Genomic DNA, 16,460 nt, shown 5'->3' with positions numbered 1-16,460 from the left:
TTCTCCAGCGCGCTGACGCCGGGCGGCGTCTTGCGAAGGCGCGCGGTGCGTGATCCTGTCGCAACGTTGGAACCGATTGAAAGGGCATGCACATGCGGGTCTACCTGGCCGGACCGGAGGTTTTCCTTCCCAATGCGCGGGAGGTGCTGGATCGCAAGATCGAAATGACCCGGGCCGCCGGCCTGATCCCGCTGGCGCCGGGCGACCTGGATGCAGGCCCCGACGGCGAAACGCGCTTTGAAAAGGGTCTGCGGATCAGCCTGAAGAACGAAGGGCTGATGAACGCGGCCGACGCGATCATCGCCAACCTGACGCCCTTCCGCGGCGTCGGCGCCGACCCGGGCACGGTCTATGAACTGGGCTACATGTGTGGGCGCGGCAAGATCGTCTATGGCTATACGAATGTCGCTGCCAACCATTTCGAGAGGCTGCTGAACTATTACGACGGCCAGATGATGCAGGACGATGACGGCGGCCTGCGCGGCGACGATGGCCTTGCCGTCGAGCATTTCGACATGGCCGACAACCTGATGCTGCACGGCGGGATCGAGGCACGCGGCGGCAAGCTGGTGGCCTGCGACGTTGACCCCGAAGCGCTTTACAGCGACCTGACGGCCTTCGGCGACTGCCTGAAGCTGCTCGCCGCGCGCTGAGTCAGGCCCGGCGCCGGCCCGCCTGGGGCGCAGGGCCGGGCGACCTTTCCGTCACGAAAAAGGCCAGGCGGTCTTCCAGCTCGTCCGAGCTGTCGATCATCGCCTTCGCCGCATCGGCGCTTTCTTCGGCCATGGCGGCATTTTCCTGGGTCATCCGGTCGATATCGGCGACGGCGGCGACGATCTCTCCTATGCCGGTGGCCTGTTCCGAGGTCGCAAGGGTGATATCGTTGACAAAGCCCGAAACCCGGTTCACGGCCGCGCTCAGCTCGTCCAGGGTGGTGCCGGCGCCATTGATCAGTGTTACCCCGTGCGAGATCGACCGCCGGCTGTCCTCGATCAGCTGGCGGATCTTGGTCGAAGCCCCGGCCGAGCGCTGTGCCAGGCCGCGCACCTCGGAGGCCACCACAGAGAACCCCTTGCCCGCCTCGCCCGCCCGCGCTGCCTCGACCGAGGCGTTCAGCGACAACAGGTTGGTCTGCGAGGAGATTTCCTCGATCATGTCGACGATGTGACGCATCTCGGCGGCGCTTTTTTCGATGGCCGACATGGCCTCGACGGCGCGGCGCACCACGCCCACCCCCTCTTCGGCCTTGTCCGAGGACCGCGTGCTGATTTCCTGCGCCTCACGGGCATTGGCGGCGGTGCTCTTGATGGTGGCGCCGATCTCCTCGACCGAGACGGCGGTCTGCGCCAGCGCCGAGGCCTGGGCGGCCGACCGGCCCGACAGATCGCCCGCCGCCCGACTGATCGAACTGGCGCTGGCCATCACGGTGCGGCCGGTCTGCGACAGCTGGCGGACCATGTCTTCGAACCGGGCGATGGTGGTGTTCAGATTGTCGCGCAGATCGCCGAAAGCACCGGCATAGGCGCCCTCCATCCGCACGGAAAGCACCCCGTCCGAGAATTGCCGCAGCACCGCCATGGTCCCGTCCAGCCCCTCCTGCACGACGACCATCAGCTCGTTCACGCGGGCGGCCAGCGTGCCCAGGTCGTCATCCTCGAAACTGTCGTGGATGCGCCCGGAAAAATCCCCCTGCACGGCACCCCGCACCACGATCGAGATCGCCTGCTGCAGCCGGTCCACCTGCAGGCGCCGGCGTTCGGCCTCGGCCCGGTCGCGCTTTTCACGGGCCGCAGCGCGTTCGGCCTCTTCCACGGTGCGCTTTGCGCTTTCCTCCAGCTTGCGGGCGTTTTCCGCATCCGCCCGTGCCAGATCGACGACCCGCTGCGAGTTCTCCTTGAAGACCTGGGTGGCGCGGGCGATCTCGCCGACCTCGTCGCCACGATCCTGGCCGGCAATCTCGACCTCGGTTTCGCCATCGATGATCTGACGCATCGCGGCGACGATCTGGGTGATCGGGGCCGAGATATTGTCGCCGGCACGCCGTGACAGCAACAGCCCGCTCAGCAGTGCCCCCGCCATGAACAGCCCGATGGCCGCCATGGCACCACGCTCGGTCCAGATCCGGGTGGCAGCGCGCGCCGACATCAAGGCACGTTCCTCTTCCTCGAAACTGGCCATGACCGACCGGAACCGGTCGAAGAAGACCTTGCCATGGGCCTGCCGGATCAGCGCTGCCATGTCGTCCATCGTGCTGGAATGGCCGATCCGGCGGCGCAGCTCGATCATCGGCACGGCGACCTCGCGGGTCCAGTCGTCGATCGCGGTGCGCATCTCTTCCAGCAGCGCCATCTGTTCGGGGCTGTCGAAGATCATCGCCGACAAGCCCACCAGCGCGCGCTGGAATTCCAGCCCCCCCGCATCGTAGGGCGCCAGGAATTGCCGGTCACCGGCCAGCAGGTAGCCGCGCATCCCCGCCTCCATGTTCACCGCCGCCAGATAAAGCGCCCGCGCCTGCTCCATCACCTCGGAACTGTGGGTGACGTCCTCGATCGCCGCGCGGGTGGCATTGCGGCTGGCAAAGCCGTTCGACAGGATCGCCTCGAAGGCGGCGCGGTGATCCTCGAGCGTCTTTTGCTCGTTCGACAGGAAGCCGTCGATACGGGCGCGGAAAATGTTGAAATAGGTCTGGCCACGTGCCTCGCCGACCAGGCGGGCAATATCGTTCATCGTCTCGGCATCGCCGATCTCCTGGCGCAGGGTGATCTGCTTCGAGACGACCTCCTTCTGCCACTGGCGGATGATCTCCTCGGCCTCTTTCAGCCGGGCGACCTGTTCGGGATTGTCCGCGACCAGCCCGCGCAGGTCGTTCAGCGTACCAAAGATCCGCGCCTCGCCGTCCTTGTAGGGTTTCAGGAAGGCATCCTGCCCGGCCAGCAGATAGCCGCGCACCCCGGTTTCCATGTCGGTGGCGGCACCGATCACCGCCTGGGCATCCAGAAGCACGGATTGCGAATGGCTGACCCGGCGCACGCTTTGCGAGGTGAACAGCAGCGCCCCGATACCCAGCAGGCCGATGCACAGCATCAGCACCAGCGGCGCGGCATTCACCCGCAGGATCTTTGCCTTGGTCGGCAGGTCCTCGAACCTCGTCAGCGGCACGGTCTTCCCCCATTCACCTCATGTCCGGGCGCAGACTGGCCCACAGAAGTGACCAAGCCGTCAACGGCCGAGGCATTCGCCGCGACCCCCCGGCGGAACAAGCTAAAATTCACGAAACATTTCAGAACTTTACGCTGCCCTGCAGCAAAGGGTGGTTGACGTCCGGCCAATCAACCCTAACATTTTCAATGAGTTCCGAAGGATCATAGCGGGTCGCGGGCCGGGGTTTCCCGGACCGGCACGACGTTTGCGCGCCGCGTCGACCCCGGGTCCTTCGGCCGAACCGAACCGATCCAGATCCCGGAGGATCCCGCCATCAAGGACCATGTTTCCCCCCGCCCCGCGCCCTATGCCCGCCTGACCGTCCTGGGGGCCGGCAGCTGGGGCACCGCGCTGGCCTGCGTCGCCGCCCGGGCGGGCGTCGAGGTGCGCCTGTGGGCCCGCAACCCCGAGCGCGCCGCAGCGATCACCGCCACCGGCCGCAACGACGCCTACCTGGAGGGCATCGACCTGCCCCCCGGCATCACCGCCACGGCGGATCTTGCACAGGCGCTGCAAGACACCGAGGCCGTGCTGCTGGTCACCCCCAGTGCCACCCTGCGCCGGATCTGCCAGGCGATCCGGCCGCATCTGCCGCCGGACATCCCGCTGGCGCTGTCGTGCAAGGGCGTCGAGAAACGCTCGGGCTATCTGCTGTCCGAGGTCGTGGCCGAGGAACTGCCGGGCCATCCGGTGGGGGCGGTCTCGGGGCCGACCTTCGCGCGCGAAACCGCGCTTGATTTCCCGACCGCCGCAACGGTGGCCTTCCCGTTCCGCTACAGCGACCGGCTGGACCCGCAATCCAGCCCCGCCGCGCGGATGGCGCTGTCGCTGTCGGGGGGCGCCTTCCGGCCCTATGTCTCGGACGATCTGGTGGGGGTCGAGGTCGGCGGCGCGGTCAAGAACGTCATCGCCATCGCCTGCGGCATGATGTCGGGCGCGGGCTTTGCCGAAAACACCCGCGCCGCCCTGATCACCCGCGGCACGGATGAAATGAAGCTGCTGGCCCAGGCCCTTGGCGGGCGCCGCGAAACCGTGACCGGGCTGTCGGGGGCGGGCGATCTGACGCTGACCTGCTCGTCCACGACCTCGCGCAACATGTCGCTGGGCCACCAGCTGGGCCAGGGCATCCCCCGCCCCTCCTGCTTCGAGGGCCGCAATGTCGTGGTCGAGGGCGAGGTCAACGCGGTCTCGGTCACCGATCTGGCAGCGCGCATCGGGGTCCAGATGCCGATCTGCGAGACGGTGAACGCGATCCTGCACAAGGGCGCCGACCTACGCGACGCCTTCAACGCCCTCTGGGCGCGTCCGCTGGAGGCCGAGCCCTTCCTGCTCGACTTCTCGCTGGAGCATCCCTCCGATTCCCTGCCGATCCAGTTCAAGGCCGACTGAGACATGACCCTGCACAGCACGCCCCGCCCCGACATCGCCACCCGCCGCTTCACCCTTGCCACCGATCTGGACGGCACCTTCCTGGGCGGCACCGAGGCGCAGCGCGCCACGCTTTATGACTGGATCGAGGCCAACCGCGACAGCGTGGGGCTGATCTTCGTCACCGGCCGCGACCCCGAATTCATCATCGAGATGTGCCGAGAGCGCGGCCTGCCCTGGCCGGAATACGTGGTGGGCGATGTGGGTACCACCATCGCCGAAGTCACCCCCGAAGGCCGCATCGCCCCGATCGAACCGCTGGAGGACGACATTGCCGCCCGCTGGAACGACAGCGGCGAGCGGGTGCGCGCGGCGCTGCAGGACCATCCCGGCCTGACGCTGCAACCGACGCGCTTTCGCTACCGCGTCAGCTATGACCTGCAGGCCCGGGCCTTCGATCCCGCCGCCAAGACCCGGGTCGAGGATCTGGGCCTTGACTGGCTGATCTCGGACAACCGCTTTTTCGACGTGCTGCCCAAGGGCGTGTCGAAGGGCCCCTCGATCCGGCGGCTGGTCAGCCACCTCGGCATCCCCGAAGACCGGGTGCTGTGCGCCGGGGACACGCTGAACGACTATTCCATGCTGGTCTCGGGCCTGCCCGCGGTGGCCGTCGGCAATGCCGAAGCCGCCCTGCTGGCGCGCCTTGAAGGGATCGGCAGCGTCTACCGCGCCCGTGCCCAGGGCGCCGCCGGGATCCTGGAAGCCATTGCCGCCCTCGACCTGCACGACAGCCCGAAAGGAGACTGAGATGCCCTCGAACCTCGTGATCGTCTACCACCGCCAGCCCTACGAGGAGGTCGAGGTCGACGGACGCATCGAATACCGCGAAAACAAGAGCCCCAACGGCATCGTGCCGACGCTGAAAAGCTTCTTCGGCCGGTTCGAGAAGGGCGCCTGGATCGCCTGGAAGCACGCCGAGGATCCGAACAATCCCGATTTCGACCGGGTGATCGAGATCGACGATGCCTATGGCAAATACACCGTCTCGCGGTTGCCGCTGACGCCGGAACAGGTGACCAGCTTCTACCACATCTCCTCGAAAGAGGCGTTCTGGCCGATCCTGCACGGGTTCAAGGAACGCTACAATTACGACCCCGTGGACTGGCCGACCTTCCGCGAGGTGAACTGGGCCTTCGCCGAGGCCGCCGCCGCCGAGGCCGCCCCGGGCGCCGTCGTCTGGGTGCATGACTACAATCTGTGGCTGGTGCCGGGCTACCTGCGCACGCTGCGCCCTGACGTGAAGATCAGCTTCTTCCACCACACGCCCTTCCCCTCGGCCGACATGTTCAACGTGCTGCCCTGGCGCCGCGAGATCCTGGAAAGCCTGCTGGCCTGCGATGTCGTGGGCTTCCATGTGCCGCGCTACGTCAACAACTTCGTCTCGGCCGCGCAATCGCTGCTGGAGGTCGAGATCCTGAAGCGCCAGAAGGTCAAGCCCGAGCTTTCCGCCCAGACCTCGGCGCTGTCGGAACAAAGCGTGGTGACGGAACTGGGCTTCGAGGACCGGGTGATCGCGTTGCAGGCCAGCCCCGTGGGCGTCGACGTGGACTATATCGAGGCGGTTTCGGAAACCCCCGAGACCGCCCGTCGCGAGGCCGCCATCCGCGAAGAGCTGGGCAAGGCCAAGCTGATCCTGTCGGTTGGGCGCACCGATTACACCAAGGGCGGCATCGAGCAGCTGCAAAGCTTTGAACGGTTGCTGGCCGCCCGTCCCGACCTGCGCGGCAAGGTGCGGCTGATGCATGTCTCGGTCGCGGCCAATGCCAACATGGTCGCCTATGAAGAGATCCAGCATGACCTGGAGGCGCTGGCGGGCCGGATCAACGGGCTATATGGCAGCTTCGAATGGCAGCCGGTGGCGCTGATCTCGCGGCCCGTGCCGTTCCGCGATCTGGTGGCCTATTACCGGGTGGCGGACGTGGCCTGGATCACGCCGCTGGCCGATGGGATGAACCTGGTGTGCAAGGAATACTGCGCCGCGCGCACCGATGGCGACGGGGTGCTGGTGCTGTCGGAATTCGCCGGGGCGGCGGTGGAACTGGCGGCGGCGGTGCCGACCAACCCGTTCTCGTACCGCTCGATGGACACCGGGATCGAATTCGCCCTCAACATGCCCGAGGACGAGCGCCGCGGCCGCATGAAAAGCATGCGCGAGATGGTGCTGAAGCAGGACATCCGCTTCTGGGCCGAGGACCAGATGCAGCATTTCACCGCCCCCGCGCCCGCCCTCGCCTGAGGCTTTTGCCCGAAATCCCGCCGCCCCCGGCCCGGTCCCCGGGCCCGGGGGCGCATTTGTCTGGACAGGCCCGACTTGCCCGGGCCCAACTTGCCCGGTTGCCCCTTCAGCAAGTGAACAGACATGTCCCTTCAAGACCACAAGATCCTGACCTTCGATGTCGTCGGCACGCTGATCGACTTCGAGACCGGCATCCTTGACTATTTCGCCCCGATCTTCGCCGCCCTCGGCCGCGAGATGGATGGCGAGGCGGTCCTGGCCGCCTATGGCCGGGCCGAGGATGCCGAACATCACCGCACGCCCGGCATCCCCTTCCCGCCGATGCTGGCGCCGATCTACGCGGCCATCGCCGCCGAATTCGACCTGCCCGACACCCCCGAGCTGCGCGAAGGGCTGCGGCTGTCGATCCCCCGCTGGCCCGCCTTCCCCGACAGCATCGCCGCGCTGAAGCGGCTGGGGCAGCATTTCACCCTGGTCGCGATGACCAATTCCGACAACTGGGCGCTGGACCATTTCGACGCGACGCTGGAACACCCCTTCGACGTGCTGGTCACCGCCGAAAAGGCCGAGGCCTGCAAGCCCGATCCCCAGGTCTGGGGCTTCGTCCGGGGGCTGATGTTCGACAAGGGCTTTGCCCGCGCCGACTACCTGCACGTCGCGCAAAGCCAGTACCATGACATCGGCGTGTCGAAGGCGCTTGGCTACACCACCTGCTGGATCGAACGCCGCGCCGGACAGGCGGGCTTTGGCGCCTCGCCCGATCCCGCGCAGGTGACGGTACCCGATTACCATTTCACCTCGCTCGGCGGTCTTGCCGATGCGGTCGAGGCGGTGGTGCCGGCCTGACAGCCCGTAGCGCTGCCGCCGGGGCGGCATGGCAGACCGGCAGGGGGCAAGCCGCGCGGTCCGTGGACCGCCTGACCGCAGCTGCCGGGGGGGGCCCCAGTCCCCTCCGAAGGTCGGGCGCAGCTCTGACAAGCCTGCCCCCGGCGGATGCGGTCAGGCCCGGGACGGCGTTTTACAGATCACGCCTGCCTCGTCACATCGGCACAAAGGACCACGGCACCCTGCCCCCCCAAAGGCCCTGTCGTTCCAGGACCTTACTGCCGGCGCAAGCCCCAGCGCGGCGCGTCTCGTCCGCAACCGCGAGAAGAAGCATCGCGATGCCCGCCGCCCGGACATGCAAAAGGGCCCGCGGCAATCACCGCGGGCCCTTGATGCTGTGTGGACCGGATCACTTCACGTCGAAGCGGTCGGCCTCCATGACCTTGGTCCAGGCGGCGACGAAGGCCGCGACAAAGGCCGCCTCGGCACCATCCTGGGCGTGGATCTCGGCATAGGCGCGCAGGATCGAGTTCGAGCCGAACACCAGATCCACGCGGCTCGCGGTCCATTTCACCGCACCGGTGCGACGGTCGCGGATTTCATAGCCGCCCCCGACCGGATGCCAGCTGCAGGCCATGTCGGTCAGGTTGACGAAGAAGTCCGTCGTCAGCGCGCCGGGACGGTCGGTGAAGACGCCCGTCATGCTGCCGCCATGGTTGGTGCCCATGGCCCGCATGCCCCCCAGCAGAACGGTCATCTCGGGGGCGGTCAGGCCCATCAGCTGGGCGCGGTCCAGCAGCATTTCCTCGGCCGAAACCGCGTAATCCTGCTTCAGCCAGTTGCGGAAGCCATCGGCCAGCGGCTCCAGCGCGTCGAAGCTGTCGGCATCGGTCATCTCGGGCGTGGCGTCGCCCCGGCCCGGGGTGAAGGGCACGGTGATGTCATGGCCTGCGGCCTTCGCCGCCTGCTCGACCCCCACATTGCCCGCCAGCACGATGGTATCGGCCACCGAGGCCCCGGCGGCGGCCGCCAGCGGTTCCAGCACGGCCAGGACCTTTGCCAGACGCGCGGGCTCGTTGCCGGCCCAGTCTTTCTGCGGCGCCAGACGGATGCGCGCGCCATTGGCCCCGCCCCGCATGTCCGACCCGCGATAGGTCCGCGCGCTGTCCCACGCGGTCGAGACCAGATCGGCCACCGACAGACCCGAGGCGGCGATCTGCGCCTTCAGATGGCCGATGTCGTACTGCACCGGACCGGCCGGGATCGGATCCTGCCAGATCAGGTCTTCGGAGGGCACATCCGGGCCGATGTAGCGCGCCTTCGGTCCCATGTCGCGGTGCGTCAGCTTGAACCAGGCACGCGCGAAAGTGTCCGAGAAATACTGCGGATCCGCCATGAATTTCTGGCAGATGGCGTTGTAGACCGGATCCACCTTCATCGCCATGTCGGCATCGGTCATCATCGGCATGCACTTGATCGAGGGGTCTTCCACATCGACGGGCATGTCTTCTTCGCGAATGTCGACGGGCTTCCACTGCCAGGCGCCGGCGGGGGATTTCGTCAGCTCCCACTCATGGCCGAAGAGCATCTCGAACCAGCCCATGTCCCATTGGGTGGGGTTCTTGGTCCAGGCGCCCTCGATGCCGGAAACGACGGTGTCGCGGCCGATGCCACGGCCCTTGGTGTTCATCCAGCCGATGCCCTGGAATTCGACATCCGCAGCTTCGGGATCGGCCGAGAGGTTCTCGGCGCTGCCGTTGCCGTGGCTCTTGCCGATGGTATGGCCGCCTGCGGTCAGCGCTGCGGTTTCCTCGTCGTTCATCGCCATGCGGGCGAAGGTCTCGCGCACCTGGGCGGCGGTGGCCATCGGATCGGGCTGGCCGTTCACGCCTTCGGGGTTCACGTAGATCAGACCCATCTGCACGGCGGCCAGCGGGTTCTCCATGGTTTCGGGCTTGGCCACGTCACCATAGCGATTGTCCGAGGGCGCCAGCCATTCCTTCTCGGCGCCCCAGTAGGTGTCCTTCTCGGGATGCCAGATGTCTTCCCGCCCGAAGGCAAAGCCATAGGTCTTCAGCCCCGCGACCTCGTAGGCGACGGTGCCCGCAAGGATCATCAGGTCGGCCCAGGACACGCGGTTGCCGTATTTCTTCTTGATCGGCCACAGCAGCCGGCGGCCCTTGTCGGTGTTGACGTTGTCGGGCCAGGAATTCAGCGGCGCAAAGCGCTGGTTGCCGGTGCCGCCCCCGCCGCGCCCGTCCGACAGACGGTAGGACCCGGCCGAGTGCCAGGCGACGCGGGCGAACATGCCGACATAGCTGCCCCAGTCGGCCGGCCACCAGTCCTGGCTGGTCTTCATCAGCTCCCGCAGATCCTGCTTCAACGCCTCGACATCCAGCGACTTCAGCTCCTCGCGGTAATCGAATCCGGGCGCGAAGGGCTGCGTCTTGCGGTCGTGCTGGTGCAGGATGTCGAGGTTCAGCGCATTCGGCCACCAGCTGGTCACCGAATTCTTGGTCGAGGTCATGCCCCCGTGCATCACGGGGCATTTGCCTGCCTGCGGCATATCGTTTCCGTCCATTTTCGCCTCCGGACTTGGTGCGTTGGTATCTGGGGAAGAAGGAGCACCCGCCGGACCCCCTCGGGTCTCGGCCGGATCCCCCGCTGACGTAGAACTGTCCTCCCTGGCGACAACTTAGTCGCAGGATTTCATAAATTGAAATTGGTATTTTTTACGATATCTATAGTCTAGAATTATCGTACTACATGTGGCCGGGCGCGAAAAAGGTGCCGGTCTGTCAGACCGGCACCGAACGCCGGATCACCCGGCGTTTGTCCTTCAGGAGCGGGAGCGGCCCCGGAAGGTTATGGGAACCTGTCAGTTTTTGCCGACAGTGGTGTTGAAGGTGCTGGTCACCGTGGACCCTGTAGAATTCGTCCCCAGGACGGTCACCGCAAAGACCCCGCCCCCCACGGCCTTGGCCGACAGGACCGACACATTGTTGAGCCCGGCATGATAGGCCGTCTGAATCACGCCATTGATCGCGGCTGCCAAGCCATGGCTGCCGGCGGCATTGCCGGCGGCGGCGGCGCCGATCACGCCCGCCCCCACCGCATGGGCCGCGGGCACCGCAGCAAGGAACAGCGACGAGGCGAGGCAACCCATTCGCACGAACTTGAACTTGAGCATCTTGTTCTCCACCAGGAAGGTACTAACAACGACTCGACGCTAACGCGCAATTAATACGTATAAAGAACAAATGATCACCTATACGTATTATGAGCATCCTCTTGCCGGTGGTCGATGGTTTTTCCGGCAAATCATGCGAAATTTCCGAACCATTCCGATAGTCGATACGGAAGGCGCCTATCGGCGCAGCGCCTTCACCGTTCCGATCACGGCCGCACCGCCGAAATAGAAGGTCGCGATGCGCAGCTGCATCTCCAGCAGGCTGGGCGACAGGGAATCGGTCGCGCCCTGGGCCAGCACCTTGTCCCAGACCAGAAGCTTCCAGTCGTAGACCATGAAGGGCGCCGCCCAGCCTGCCTGCATCATCGCGGTCAGCCGTCCACCCAGGGCCCGGTTGGCCTGGCGTTCATGCAGGCGGGCGATCTCGACCTCGGCGGCGATGCGTTCCTGCTCGGTACGAGCGTCCTGGCGGTTCTGGTAGGCCTGGGCCAGGGCCTGCCCCAGCCCTCCGGCAACCAGCCCCGCAACCCGGGTCAGCAGGTTCATGTCGCCCAGCCGTGGCGGCGGGCCAGCGCATAGGCGCCCTCGGTCACTGCCGCCAGCAGCGCCCCGGCCAGGGCAATCAGATCCGGGTCATGCGCCAGCGACATCCCCATGTCGGGCGCCATCAGCCCGTAAGACACCAACGCTCCCGCCAGGTAGCGCAACAAAATCCGAGCCATCACCAATGTCATGCGAATTTCCTCCCCAGCAGGGTCCCGAGCACCGCCAGAAACCCCGAGACCATGTCGCCGCTGCCCGCCTCAGCCCCGCGGGCAGGCAGTTTCAGCAGCCGGCCATGCAGCGCCGCGCGTGTCTTGGGCCCGGCGATGCCGTCCTGCACCAGCCCGGCATCCTGCTGAAAACGCAGCACGTCCGAGGGGTTATAGCCCGCCAGCACCAGCCCCGCGCGCATGTAGCAGGCCAGCCGGTGGTCATAGCCGTTCAGCCCGCCATTGATGCGGCGGGTGATCATCTCCATATCGCCGGTCTCGGCATAGCGGCCCAGATCGCGGCTTTCCCAGAACCATAGCGGCACCAGCCCCTCCCAGGGGTCCAGCAGCACGGCGTCGGGTTCGGCCACGAAATCTGGGGCGCGGCGGTAGGTGGCGCGGGCCCAGTCGCGGAAGGCGCGGTAATTGGCCTTGCCGGTGATCTGGATCGCCCCCCGCCCGCGATACAGGTAGCCGTCGCCGTCGCTCTCGGGGGTGTTGCCCAGATCGGTGCGGCTGTCATAACGCGCCTGGGCGGCGGTCGGGCCCCAGATCTCGCGGTCATAGCGGAAGCCGCCGCTCTCGTGCAGGATCTGGCCCAGATAGCAGGCCAGCCGGTGCGGCCGATCCAGCCCCAGCGAGCGCCCCCGCGCCTCCAGCCCCGCCGCGACCGAGGCCATGTTCTCCGGGGTGCCGGTGCCGCCCGCAATCCGCGCCAGTGTCGATGCATCCATCAGTGTCATCTCGGAATTCTCCCCTTGGGAAATTCCGGTATGCGCCCCGACCCTGAAGAAGCGGTCACACCAGCGTACGCTGGCGGCTCAGTCGGAGGGATCCGCAGCCAGGTCGCGATAGGCGTGTTCGGCGCCGAAACGGTCGCGCAGCACGTAATCCGCCCCCTCGTGGCGGCAGACAAAGCTGTCGGACAGCGGCACCTTGCCCGCGCCGCCCGGCAGATCCAACACGTAATGCGGATTGCACAGGCCCGAATGGGTGGCACGGATCTGCTCGACGATGCGCTGCCCCTCGGCGATCGAGGTCCGGAAATGCCCCGTGCCCCGCGCCAGGTCCAGATGATGCAGGTAGTAGGGCTTGACCCGGTTGCGCAGCAGCTCGCGGAACAGGCGCCCCAGCACCTCGGCCGAGTTGTTGACGCCCTTCAGCAGCACGCTCTGGCTCAGCAGAGGAATGCCATGATCGGCCAATCGGGCCAGCGCCGCGCGCACCGGCTCCGTCAGCTCGTCCGGGTGGTTCACATGCACCACCACATAGGGCGTGGGCCCGGCCCGCAGCGCCCCCAGCAGTTCATCCGAGATCATCTCAGGTGCCACGACCGGCACCCGGGTGTGGAACCGCACAATGCCGACATGGTCGATCCGGCCCAGCTCTTCGGTCACCGCCCGGATGCGGCGCGCCGAAAGGGTCAGCGGATCGCCCCCGCTCAGGATCACCTCCCAGATGGCCGGGGTGTTGCGGATGTAGCCAAGCGCCGTCTCCAGCTGCGCCACATCCAGCCCCCGCGCACCCGGACCAACCATCTCGCGGCGGAAACAGAAGCGGCAGTAGACGGCACAGGTTTTCAGCAGGTTCAACAGCACCCGGTCGTCGTAACGGTGCACGATCCCCGGCACCGGCGCATGGGCCGCATCGCCGATGGGATCGTCCAGTTCCTCCGGGCGCTCCTGCAGTTCCGCGACGGAAGGCAGGTACTGCAGCCGCAGTCCGGGCCCCGCGCCCTGCTCCATCGCCTCTGCCAGCCCCTCGGTGACCGAGATCGCATAGCGCTCTGCCACCTGCGCCAGCGCCGCCGTCACCGGCCCCTCGATCAGCCCCCGATCCGAGAGATCCTGCAGCGTCCGCGCGCCCTTCGTCTGGCCGGCCATGGTCCCGCTCCTGTCCACGCCCGTACAGACCCGGGCTCCAAATGAAAAAGCCTCGGTCAAAACCGAGGCTTTTCAGGAATGTGGTGGGTGATAAGGGATTTGAACCCCTGACATCTTCGATGTGAACGAAGCGCTCTACCACTGAGCTAATCACCCGTGAGGGGGCTTCTAACGAAGCGCGCGGGGGTCTGCAAGCTCCTCTTTCGTTTTTTCGCACAGTTTTTCGCACGACCCTGCGGCACCCTGAAAAGCCCCTGAAAACCGGGACTAAGCCCCCCCCGAAAAACGGAAAGGGCGCCCCGATGGGACGCCCTGATGATATGCGATCCGCGGTGGGCTCAGTGCGCGGTGGCTGCGGGGCCCTCGGTCTCGGCCAGCTTGGCACGGGCGGCCGCTGCGGCTTCCTCGGCCTCCTCGTCCCATTCCACGGGTTCCGGCTGGCGCACCAGCGCCTGCTCCAGCACCTGGCGGACATGGGTCACGGGGATGATCTTAAGCCCCTGCTTCACGTTGTCGGGGATATCGGCCAGGTCCTTCTCATTCTCTTCGGGAATGAAGACCGTGGTGATGCCGCCCCGCAGCGCGGCCAGCAGTTTCTCTTTCAGGCCGCCGATGGGCATCGCATTGCCGCGCAGAGAAACCTCGCCGGTCATGGCGATGTCCTTGCGCACCGGGATCTGCGTCAGCACCGACACGATCGAGGTCACCATCGCCAGACCCGCTGAAGGGCCATCCTTGGGCGTCGCACCATCGGGCACGTGGACGTGGATGTCCCAGCGATCAAAGCGCGGTGGCTTGACGCCGATCTCGGGCGCGATGGAGCGGACGTAGGAGGACGCCGCATCGATCGACTCCTTCATCACGTCGCCCAGCTTGCCCGTGGTCTTCATCCGGCCCTTGCCCGGCAGGCGCAGCGCCTCGATCTGCAGCAGGTCGCCGCCGACGCTGGTCCAGGCCAGACCCGTCACCACGCCGATCTGGTCCTCTTTCTCGGCCAGGCCATAGCGGAACTTCTTCACGCCCAGGAAATCATCCAGGTTGTCCTCGGTGACGGTCACGGTCTTCGCCTCGCCCTTGACGATCATCGTCACGGCCTTGCGCGCCAGCTTGGCGATCTCGCGCTTGAGGTTCCGCACGCCGGCTTCCCGGGTGTAGCGCTGGATCATCTCGGTCAGGGCGCCATCGGTCACCTCGAACTCACCCGCCTTCAGACCGTGGTTCTTGATTTCCTCGGCAATCAGGTGATGGCGCGCGATCTCGAGCTTCTCGTCCTCGGTATAGCCCGCAAGACTGATGATCTCCATCCGGTCCAGCAGCGGCCCCGGCATGTTGTAGGAATTCGCCGTGGTCAGGAACATCACGTTCGAGAGGTCATATTCGACCTCCAGGTAGTGATCGACGAAGGTGCCGTTCTGTTCCGGATCCAGCACCTCCAGCATGGCAGAGGCCGGATCACCCCGGAAGTCCTGCCCCATCTTGTCAATCTCATCGAGCAGGATCAGCGGGTTGGTCGTCTTGGCCTTTTTCAGCGCCTGGATGATCTTGCCCGGCATCGAGCCGATGTAGGTCCGACGGTGGCCGCGGATCTCGGATTCGTCACGCACCCCGCCCAGGGAAATGCGGATGAACTCGCGCCCCGTGGCCTTGGCGACCGACTTGCCCAGCGAGGTCTTGCCGACACCCGGAGGGCCGACGAGGCACAGGATCGGCCCCTTCAGCTTGGCCGAGCGCTGCTGCACCGCCAGATATTCGACGATCCGTTCCTTCACCTTCTCAAGGCCGTAGTGATCCTTGTCCAGGACCTCCTGCGCGGCATGAAGATCCTTCTTGACGCGGGACTTGGTGTTCCACGGGATCGACAGCATCCAGTCGAGGTAGTTGCGCACCACCGTCGCCTCGGCCGACATCGGAGACATCGACTTCAGCTTCTTGATCTCGGCATCGGCCTTTTCACGGGCTTCCTTCGACAGCTTGGTCTCGTTGATGCGCGCCTCCAGCTCGGCGATCTCGCCCTCGCCATCCTCGCCGTCGCCCAGCTCCTTCTGAATGGCCTTCATCTGCTCATTCAGGTAATATTCGCGCTGCGTGCGTTCCATCTGGGACTTGACGCGGGTCTTGATTTTTTTCTCGACCTGCAGGACCGACATCTCGCCCTGCATCAGGCCATAGACCTTCTCCAGCCGCTCCGACACCGGCAGCGTTTCCAGCAGGTCCTGCTTCTGGTCGACGCTGATGCCCAGATGACCCGCCACCAGATCCGCCAGCCGCGAGGGATCGCTGCTTTCGGCCACGGCCGAGAGCGCCTCTTCGGGGATGTTCTTCTTGATCTTGGCGTAGCGTTCGAATTCCTGACCCACGGTGCGCAGCAGGGCGCGGGTGGCTTCCTCGTCGCCGGGCGTCTCTTCGAGGTACTCGGCAGTAGCCTCGAAGAAGGCGTCGTTTTCCATGTAGCCGGTGATGCGGACGCGCGTCGTGCCTTCGACCAGCACCTTGACGGTGCCGTCGGGCAGCTTCAGCAGCTGCAGCACATTGGCCAGCACACCCGCCTTGTGGATGCCATCGGCCGAAGGATCATCCTCGGCCGGGTCGATCTGGCTGGCGAGCAGGATCTGCTTGTTGTCGGCCATCACCTCTTCCAGCGCGCGCACGGATTTGTCGCGGCCCACGAAAAGCGGGACGATCATGTGCGGGAAGACCACGATATCGCGCAGCGGAAGCACGGCGTAGGAGGGGTTCAGAGGCTCTTGCATGCTCTATCCTTGTCTTGGGCAGGGGGCGGGGTCCCGTTTCGGCAACCCGGGCGCCCTCTCCGTTTCTTGTCAACATCTGGGGGCTGGGCCCCGCGAATGCAACCGACTGCCTGCCAGTGTGCCCCTGCCGTCCGGCCCCGGCAAGCGCGATATGGTCCGCATTGCAGCTGTCGGGAAACGCGCCCGCCCCACCTG

Annotated in this window: 13 protein-coding genes and 1 tRNA gene; 5 read left to right on the top strand and 9 right to left on the bottom strand. The window is 66.1% G+C overall.

What is annotated here, in order from left to right; all coding sequences use genetic code 11:
* Positions 1-92: 92 nt before the first annotated feature.
* On the top strand, positions 93-653 hold the full coding sequence (locus AC2ITM_RS06130; protein ID WP_486468940.1) for a nucleoside 2-deoxyribosyltransferase: 561 nt from the start codon (positions 93-95) through the stop codon (positions 651-653).
* Position 654: 1 nt separating this feature from the next.
* Here AC2ITM_RS06130 and AC2ITM_RS06125 read toward each other — a convergent pair whose 3' ends face one another.
* Entirely contained in the window at positions 655-3,159 is a 2,505-nt protein-coding gene (locus tag AC2ITM_RS06125; protein WP_486468939.1) for a CHASE3 domain-containing protein, read from the bottom strand.
* A gap of 357 nt (positions 3,160-3,516) precedes the next feature.
* Here AC2ITM_RS06125 and AC2ITM_RS06120 point away from each other — a divergent pair, with 357 nt between their 5' ends.
* From AC2ITM_RS06120 to AC2ITM_RS06105, 4 genes are all read left to right on the top strand, one after another.
* Positions 3,517-4,590 (top strand): NAD(P)H-dependent glycerol-3-phosphate dehydrogenase, encoded by a 1,074-nt coding sequence (locus tag AC2ITM_RS06120; RefSeq protein WP_486469399.1) that lies wholly within the window; start codon positions 3,517-3,519, stop codon positions 4,588-4,590.
* A 3-nt stretch (positions 4,591-4,593) separates the two neighbouring features.
* A complete protein-coding gene (locus AC2ITM_RS06115; protein WP_486468938.1) occupies positions 4,594-5,376 on the top strand; it encodes an HAD-IIB family hydrolase in 783 nt (260 codons plus the stop codon).
* 1 nt (position 5,377) lies between these two features.
* A complete protein-coding gene (gene ggpS / locus AC2ITM_RS06110) occupies positions 5,378-6,865 on the top strand; it encodes a glucosylglycerol-phosphate synthase (protein WP_486468937.1) in 1,488 nt (495 codons plus the stop codon).
* 123 nt (positions 6,866-6,988) lie between these two features.
* On the top strand, positions 6,989-7,711 hold the full coding sequence (locus tag AC2ITM_RS06105) for an HAD-IA family hydrolase (RefSeq protein WP_486468936.1): 723 nt from the start codon (positions 6,989-6,991) through the stop codon (positions 7,709-7,711).
* A 388-nt stretch (positions 7,712-8,099) separates the two neighbouring features.
* On the opposite strand, the gene katG is transcribed toward AC2ITM_RS06105, so the two are convergent.
* From katG to lon, 8 genes are all read right to left on the bottom strand, one after another.
* Positions 8,100-10,271, bottom strand: coding sequence for a catalase/peroxidase HPI (katG, locus tag AC2ITM_RS06100; RefSeq protein WP_486468935.1), 2,172 nt, complete (start codon positions 10,269-10,271; stop codon positions 8,100-8,102).
* A 297-nt stretch (positions 10,272-10,568) separates the two neighbouring features.
* Entirely contained in the window at positions 10,569-10,880 is a 312-nt protein-coding gene (locus tag AC2ITM_RS06095) for a hypothetical protein (protein WP_486468934.1), read from the bottom strand.
* A gap of 177 nt (positions 10,881-11,057) precedes the next feature.
* The gene (locus AC2ITM_RS06090; protein ID WP_486468933.1) at positions 11,058-11,426 is read right to left on the bottom strand and encodes a hypothetical protein; all 369 of its coding nucleotides are present in this window, start codon (positions 11,424-11,426) and stop codon (positions 11,058-11,060) included.
* A complete protein-coding gene (locus AC2ITM_RS06085; RefSeq protein ID WP_486468932.1) occupies positions 11,423-11,614 on the bottom strand; it encodes a hypothetical protein in 192 nt (63 codons plus the stop codon). The genes AC2ITM_RS06090 and AC2ITM_RS06085 overlap by 4 nt, the downstream gene beginning before the upstream one ends.
* On the bottom strand, positions 11,611-12,375 hold the full coding sequence (locus AC2ITM_RS06080) for a peptidoglycan-binding protein (protein WP_486468931.1): 765 nt from the start codon (positions 12,373-12,375) through the stop codon (positions 11,611-11,613). The genes AC2ITM_RS06085 and AC2ITM_RS06080 overlap by 4 nt, the downstream gene beginning before the upstream one ends.
* Before the next feature lie 78 nt (positions 12,376-12,453).
* Positions 12,454-13,515 (bottom strand): lysine-2,3-aminomutase-like protein, encoded by a 1,062-nt coding sequence (locus AC2ITM_RS06075; RefSeq protein ID WP_486468930.1) that lies wholly within the window; start codon positions 13,513-13,515, stop codon positions 12,454-12,456.
* Between the two features lie 81 nt (positions 13,516-13,596).
* Positions 13,597-13,671: transfer RNA gene (locus AC2ITM_RS06070), tRNA-Val, on the bottom strand.
* Between the two features lie 182 nt (positions 13,672-13,853).
* On the bottom strand, positions 13,854-16,265 hold the full coding sequence (gene lon, locus AC2ITM_RS06065; RefSeq protein WP_486468929.1) for an endopeptidase La: 2,412 nt from the start codon (positions 16,263-16,265) through the stop codon (positions 13,854-13,856).
* Positions 16,266-16,460: the final 195 nt, after the last annotated feature.

This window comes from Pseudooceanicola sp. NS-SX9 (assembly GCF_057380705.1).
Note: the sequence above shows the minus strand (reverse complement) of the source record. Positions and strands in the feature narration are given on the sequence as shown.